Origin of the sequence: Hydrogenimonas sp. (genome assembly GCF_029933015.1) — a bacterium.
Classification (GTDB): Bacteria; Campylobacterota; Campylobacteria; order Campylobacterales; family Hydrogenimonadaceae; genus Hydrogenimonas.
This window is the reverse complement of record NZ_JAOZOZ010000002.1, coordinates 38775-44852: the sequence shown is the minus strand read 5'-3', so window position 1 is coordinate 44852 and position 6078 is coordinate 38775. Positions and strand designations below refer to the sequence as shown.

The window sequence follows — 6078 nt, the reverse complement described above, 5'->3', positions numbered from 1 at the left end:
CGACACTGTTTCCATATGGAACGATGTATCCAGGTTGCATTAAAGTTGATTGACATCGGCTAAAGTTTTATGATAGAATAACATAAAAAGATCATTAAACCATGAATAGAGATTTAAAGGAGCGGGCATGAGTAAAAGCCTGTACGAAACATTGGGCGTCAGCGAAAATGCGAGCCCGGAAGAGATCAAACGTGCCTATCGTAAGCTGGCACGCAAGTACCATCCGGACATCAACAAGGATCCGGAGGCGGAAGAGAAGTTCAAAGAGATCAATGCGGCTTATGAAGTCCTCAGCGATCCCGAAAAGAAGAAACAGTACGATCAGTTCGGCGATCAGATGTTCGGCGGACAGAGTTTCCACGACTTCGCCCAGGGACAGGGCGGCAACGTCGACCTGGAAGAGATCCTGCGCAACATTTTCGGAGGAGGCGGATTCGGAGGTTTCGGCGGCGGATCGGCCCGTGGAGGATTCGGCGGATTTTCCAGCGGAGGGTTCAGCGGATTCGACATGGGCGGTATGGGAGGTATGGGTACGCCCGATCTGGATATCCACGCCAAGATCACGATCCCGTTCAATACGGCGGTGCAGGGCGGCACCCACAACATCTCCGTCAACGGTGAATCTTTCGACATCCGTATTCCAGCCGGCGTGAAGACAGGTGAGACCCTGCGCATCCGTGGCAAGGGAAAAAGCTACAACGGTCAAAGGGGCGACCTGCTTCTGAAAATCGAAGTGGCCCCGAGTCCCGAGTACGAACGCAAAGGCGACGATCTTTACAAGACGATCGACATTCCTCTCAAAATCGCGATGTTCGGCGGAAAGATCAAAGTGCCGACACTGGAGAAAGAGATCACCCTGAAAGTGCCGAAAAACACGAAAAACGGCCAGAAATTCCGTGTCAAAGGGCTCGGCGCGACAAACCGCAAGACAAAAACGAAAGGGGATCTCTACCTCATCGCCAACATCGTCCTGCCCAAAGTCGAGGAGCTCGATCCGGAACTCGCGAAAATGATGGAAGAAAAACTGCCGGGAGGTGAATGATGCACAGTTACGACGAACCTGTCTATCTGATCAGTGTAGTGGCACAACTACTCAATATCCATCCCCAGACACTGCGTCAGTACGAAAGGGAAGGGCTCATCGAGCCTTCCCGGACAGAGGGAAGGATGCGTCTTTACTCGCAGCGCGATATCGACCGTATCAAAATGATTCTGCGGCTGACGCGGGAACTGGGTGTCAATCTGGCGGGTGTGGATATCATCATGCAGCTCAAAGAGAAGATCGACGCGATGCAGAAAGAGATCGATTCGCTGCGTGAAGAGCTCGAAAGGGCCCACAGCCAGGCCACGATCCCGAGCCACAGGGCGATGGTGACGAAAAACAACTACGAAATCATCATCTTCGAAGAGGAGTAGGCTCGCGTAGCGCTACTCCTTGAGCCTCTCTATCTTAGCCCCTAGACGCTGCAGTTTTTCGTGCAATCCTTCGTATCCGCGATCCAGATGGTAGATGCGGTGGACGTTGGTGACGCCGCTGGCCGCCAAACCTCCAAGCACCAGAGCGCTGCTGGCCCGCAGATCGGTCGCCATCACGTCGGCTCCCAGTAGCTGGATGGGACCGTTGAGGGTCGCGGTGTGTCCTTTGAGGTGGATACTCGCCCCCAGGCGCTGCAGTTCGCTCACATGCATGAAGCGGTTTTCGAAGAGCCGTTCCTCGATGATGCTCACCCCTTCCGCCTGGGTCGCCAGCGCCATGAACTGTGCCTGCATATCGGTGGGAAAGCCGGGATACTCCGTCGTCGAGACTTCGAAGGCCTTGAGGCGGGCAGCCGGGTAGATCGTCATGCTCTCCCCATCCTCCTCGACACGGCATCCCGCCTCGTGGAGTTTGGCCGTCACGGCGTCGAGATGGTCGGGCCGCACACCGTTGAGGGTGACGGTGCTGTAGGTAATCGCCGCGGCGCAGAGATAGGTCCCCGCCTCGATACGGTCGGGAATGATCGAGAACTCGTCGAAACAGACCGGCTCCCTGTCGGTCCCATGGATGATCAGCTCGTCGCCTCCGATTCCCTCGATCCTGACGCCGGCGGCGTTTAGCACTTCGCAAAGCTGTACCACTTCGGGCTCTTTGGCCACGTTGATCAGCTCCGTCTTTCCTTTCGCCAGGGCCGCGGCCATGATGATGTTTTCGCTGCCGGTCACGGTGATCTTGTCGAAGATGATGCGGGTGCCCCGCAGGCCTTCGGGAGCCGTGGCGACGACGTAGCCGTTTTTGATCTCGATGATCGCCCCCATCTGTTCGAGAGCCTTCAGGTGCAGATCGATGGGGCGCTGGCCGATGGCGCATCCGCCCGGAAGACTCACTTCACAGCGGCCGAAACGCGCCAGCAGAGGCCCCAGCACCAGGATGGAGGCACGCATCGTCTTGACGATGTCGTAGGTGGCGGTCGTGTTCGTGATCTCTTCGTTGTCGATGGTCAGGGTGTGGTCTTCGAACGTGAAACGACTGCCGAGTTTCGCGAAAAGCTTCAGCAGCGTCCGGATGTCGGCGACATCGGGGATGTTGTCGATGACGACGGGAGAATCGCACAGCAGCGTGGCCGCCATCAGGGGAAGCGCGGCGTTTTTGGCACCCGAAATCGTGATCTCGCCGCCGAGCCTCGAAGGGCCGGTAATCGATAGATAGTCCATTTAAGATCTGTCCTTGTAGTCGAGATAGTCTCGCAGTATTTTCTCGTGGTCGAAGACGAGCTTCTCCCAGGGTATTTGTGAAAAATGGAAAAGATGGGCCCTCTTCGCGTCGTCGCCTCCGACGGGCCGGCCCGTGGCGCGGCTGACGTAGACGACGGAAGCGGTATGGAACCTGGGGTCGCGTTTCGGGTCGGAGTAGACGCCGAGCAGATGATAGATCTCTATTTCCAGTCCGGTCTCTTCCATCATCTCTCTGCGGCAGGCGTCCTCGACCCTTTCTCCGACATCCACGAATCCGCCCGGCAGCGCCAGGCCATGGGGTTCGTTTTTCCGCTCGATCAGCACGATTCCCCGGAATTCTCCATTTTCGTCGAAACACTCGATGACACTGTCGGTCGCGAGATAGGGGGTACGAATGGCCATGTCCCGTTCCTTTCTCAAAATGGGTTTGATTTTACCATAAAAACGCGGTAGAATTGGAGTAATATTCTTTAATATGGAGAGAAGATGTCCAGCAAACTCGATCGGCTCAAAGCCCTCGCCGACAAAGCCAGCGCCATTTCCACCTACGAGATCGAGCGCAAAAAAAATCTCAAACGCCTCAAAGAGCTTTTTCAGACGCTTCAGCTCAGCGACAAAGTAGGGGAGTTCGACAATCTCTTCAGGTTCAAGGCGATCAATCTCTCGGCCATCTCTCTGGGCACGGAGACACTCGGAAAGATCACGGAGGGAAAATACGCCCAGATCATCGCCATCACCTATGTGGAAGAGGAGGGCAGGAAGAGGGCGAAAAACATCAATCTCCGCTACTTCGGACGCGTCGAAAACCTCGACGAGACGGTCAAGAAAAACATCGTCGAGTTCATTCTGAGATGGCGGCTGGAGAAGAGCTTCATGGGGGTCGACCACTACCGTGACCTGCTCAAAAAGTTGGAATGATCGGCAATTTGATGATAAAATGCCAAACTTGCTTCACCAAAGGAGAGATATGACCCCCGAAGAGATCAGCAAAGCCGTTCATCTGCGCCCCACCAAAGAGATGCTCGAAAGCGGCGTGATGGAGATCATCGATATCCGGACCGAACCGGAGTGGCGGCAGACCGGGATCGTTCCCGGTTCCAAATGCCTCACCTTTTTCGATTCCTTCGGCAATTACGATGTGGAAAAGTTTATCGAAGAGTACGAGAAAATCGCGGACAAGGATCGGCTGGTCGGACTCATCTGCCGAACCGGAAGCAGAACCCGCATGGTCACGAACTTTCTCAGGCAGCAGGGCTACAACGTCGTGAACCTCGACGGCGGCGTCTTCTACCTCAGATCCATCGGTTTCGAACTGGCCCCATACTCTCCCCGAAAATAACTTTCCCACAGAGGTTCTTTTTTTCCGCTCCATCCGGGAAAAAGGACCCGATTTAATCTTACAAGAGCAATAACCGATATTAATAGAACAGAGCACCCAATTTCACAATCAGGGGGATCGTTTTGACGCTAACCAAACAGATCGGAATCGTCGTCTCCGTACTGCTTCTCTTTCTTCTCGGAAGCGTACTCGGTGTCTATTTCGTCAAATCGAAAGAGTATTTCGAAACCCGGCTGACGGCCGATGCGAAAAATACCGCCCACGCCCTGACACTCTCTCTCAAACCCGTCATCGGGGACGAGGAGAAAAGAAAAACGGTCATAGATGCCGTCTTCGACAGCGGCAGATACCGGCTGATCGAGCTGAAAGACATTCATGGCAAGACGATCTACAAGCGAGTGAAGCATCCCGACCTAAGCGGTATTCCGGCTTGGTTCGTCGAGATGATCGATATCCAGGCCCCCGTCATGAACGATATCCTGGAAAAGAACGACAGAGTTTTTTTCAATCTTCTGGTCCAGACGGATCGAAGCTATGTCTACCGGCAACTTTACGATCTCTTTTTCTATACCATCTCTCTGTTTGTCGTCTTCGGAATCCTGGGTCTCATCCTGCTCAATCTGGTTTTGCGTGTCGTCCTTCGCTCTTTGGAGAGTATCAAGAACCAGGCCGAAGGGGTCATCCACAACCGTTTCATCATACAGAAGGAGATCCCTTCCACCGAAGAGCTCAAAAACGTCGTCATCGCGATGAACTCCATGGTCAAACGTGTCAAGGAGCTCTATGTACGCAGCTCCGAAGCGATGAGAGAGAGTCAGGAGATGCTCTATCTAGATCAGGCCACCGATCTCTTCAACCGCCGCTATTTTCAACTCAAACTCCCAGAATACCTGATCGCCAACGACTCCCGCTCACGCGGATCGCTGATGATGATCCGTATGAAGGGAATCGCCGAGGGAAACAGGAGAATAGGGCACAAGAAGATGGACGAACTGCTCCTGGAATTCGCCAAGATTCTCAAAAAAGAGTGCGAGGTGGTCCACGAGCCTCTGATCTGTCGTGTCAACGGCACGGAATTCGCCCTCGCCCTGCCTGTCTACAACGCCGAAACGGCCAGAGAACTGGCGCAGCTCATCATCAGCAGGCATATGGTCCTGTGTGAAAGGTACGGCCTGCGCAATATCCTCATACTCTCTATCGGCATCTGCGAATATGCGAGAAAAATGCAACCCGGTAAACTTCTCAGCTGTGTCGATTCCGCCCTTTCGGATGCGGCGATGTACAATGAAAGTCATGTGACGGCTTTCGAAACAGACGACATCAAACGACCCGCCATCGGCAAAACGGAGTGGCGTGAGATCATCACGAAAGCTCTCAGAGAGGGGCGCATGAAACCGACACTCGCCCCGGTCATCGATCTGAGGGAGGAGAAAGAAGTCTCCCACGTCCTCTCCTTCGATATCGTCGACAAAGACCGTACCATCAAATACGAAGAGTATGTCCCGGCCGTCGTCGAACTGGGACTCGAACAGGAACTGCTCGATTTCGAATTCGAATATATGAAAAAACATCACTTCACCGAAGAGGCGATCGCGTTCGAGATGATCGCCGATATGCTGCAGGAGAGCGACAAACTCTTCCTCTTCGAAGATACGATCAGAGAGATCGCCGACAACATCAAAGGGCCACTCTATGTCGAAATCTCCGAACACGACATCCTCGCCCTCGAACCCATCGTCGTGGAGCGCGTCTCGATAGCCCTGAAAGAGTACGGCGTGCGATTCGGCATCAACCGGTTCAGCGCCGAAAGAGGGGAGTACAGCTACCTCAAATACAGCGCCCCTGCCTACGTCAAAATGAACGAAAACTACTACCTCGACCTCGACACCGCTTCGAAAAACGCACTTCTCACTCTCCTGGGAAGCCTCGATATCGAACTGATCGTCACCGGTGTGAGGAAAGAGCATCTGCCCCTTCTGAAATCGGCAGCCGTACGCTATATCATGTATTGACGCTTCCGGGCGTCC

7 protein-coding genes are annotated in these 6078 nt (G+C 54.1%); 5 read left to right on the top strand and 2 right to left on the bottom strand.

The features are described 5' to 3' along the window. Positions 1-127 precede the first annotated feature (127 nt). Positions 128-1042 (top strand): DnaJ C-terminal domain-containing protein, encoded by a 915-nt coding sequence (locus tag Q1K23_RS00525; RefSeq protein WP_300361014.1) that lies wholly within the window; start codon positions 128-130, stop codon positions 1040-1042. Further along, positions 1042-1416, top strand: coding sequence for a helix-turn-helix transcriptional regulator (locus Q1K23_RS00520; protein WP_300361018.1), 375 nt, complete (start codon positions 1042-1044; stop codon positions 1414-1416). The genes Q1K23_RS00525 and Q1K23_RS00520 overlap by 1 nt, the downstream gene beginning before the upstream one ends. 12 nt (positions 1417-1428) lie before the next feature. Here the strand turns inward: Q1K23_RS00520 and murA are convergent, their stop codons facing one another. Then, positions 1429-2691: a UDP-N-acetylglucosamine 1-carboxyvinyltransferase gene (gene murA, locus Q1K23_RS00515; protein WP_300361011.1), complete on the bottom strand. Its 1263-nt coding sequence runs from the start codon at positions 2689-2691 to the stop codon at positions 1429-1431. Further along, complete coding sequence (locus Q1K23_RS00510) at positions 2692-3114, bottom strand: NUDIX hydrolase (protein ID WP_300361008.1); 423 nt, start codon at positions 3112-3114, stop codon at positions 2692-2694. An 84-nt stretch (positions 3115-3198) separates the two neighbouring features. Here Q1K23_RS00510 and Q1K23_RS00505 point away from each other — a divergent pair, with 84 nt between their 5' ends. The 3 genes from Q1K23_RS00505 (at position 3199) to Q1K23_RS00495 (ending at position 6063) form a co-directional block, all read left to right on the top strand. After that, positions 3199-3630 (top strand): hypothetical protein, encoded by a 432-nt coding sequence (locus Q1K23_RS00505; RefSeq protein ID WP_300361006.1) that lies wholly within the window; start codon positions 3199-3201, stop codon positions 3628-3630. Positions 3631-3679: 49 nt separating this feature from the next. Continuing rightward, positions 3680-4051 (top strand): rhodanese-like domain-containing protein, encoded by a 372-nt coding sequence (locus Q1K23_RS00500; RefSeq protein ID WP_300361003.1) that lies wholly within the window; start codon positions 3680-3682, stop codon positions 4049-4051. A 122-nt stretch (positions 4052-4173) separates the two neighbouring features. Next, positions 4174-6063: a LapD/MoxY N-terminal periplasmic domain-containing protein gene (locus tag Q1K23_RS00495; protein WP_300361000.1), complete on the top strand. Its 1890-nt coding sequence runs from the start codon at positions 4174-4176 to the stop codon at positions 6061-6063. Positions 6064-6078: the final 15 nt, after the last annotated feature.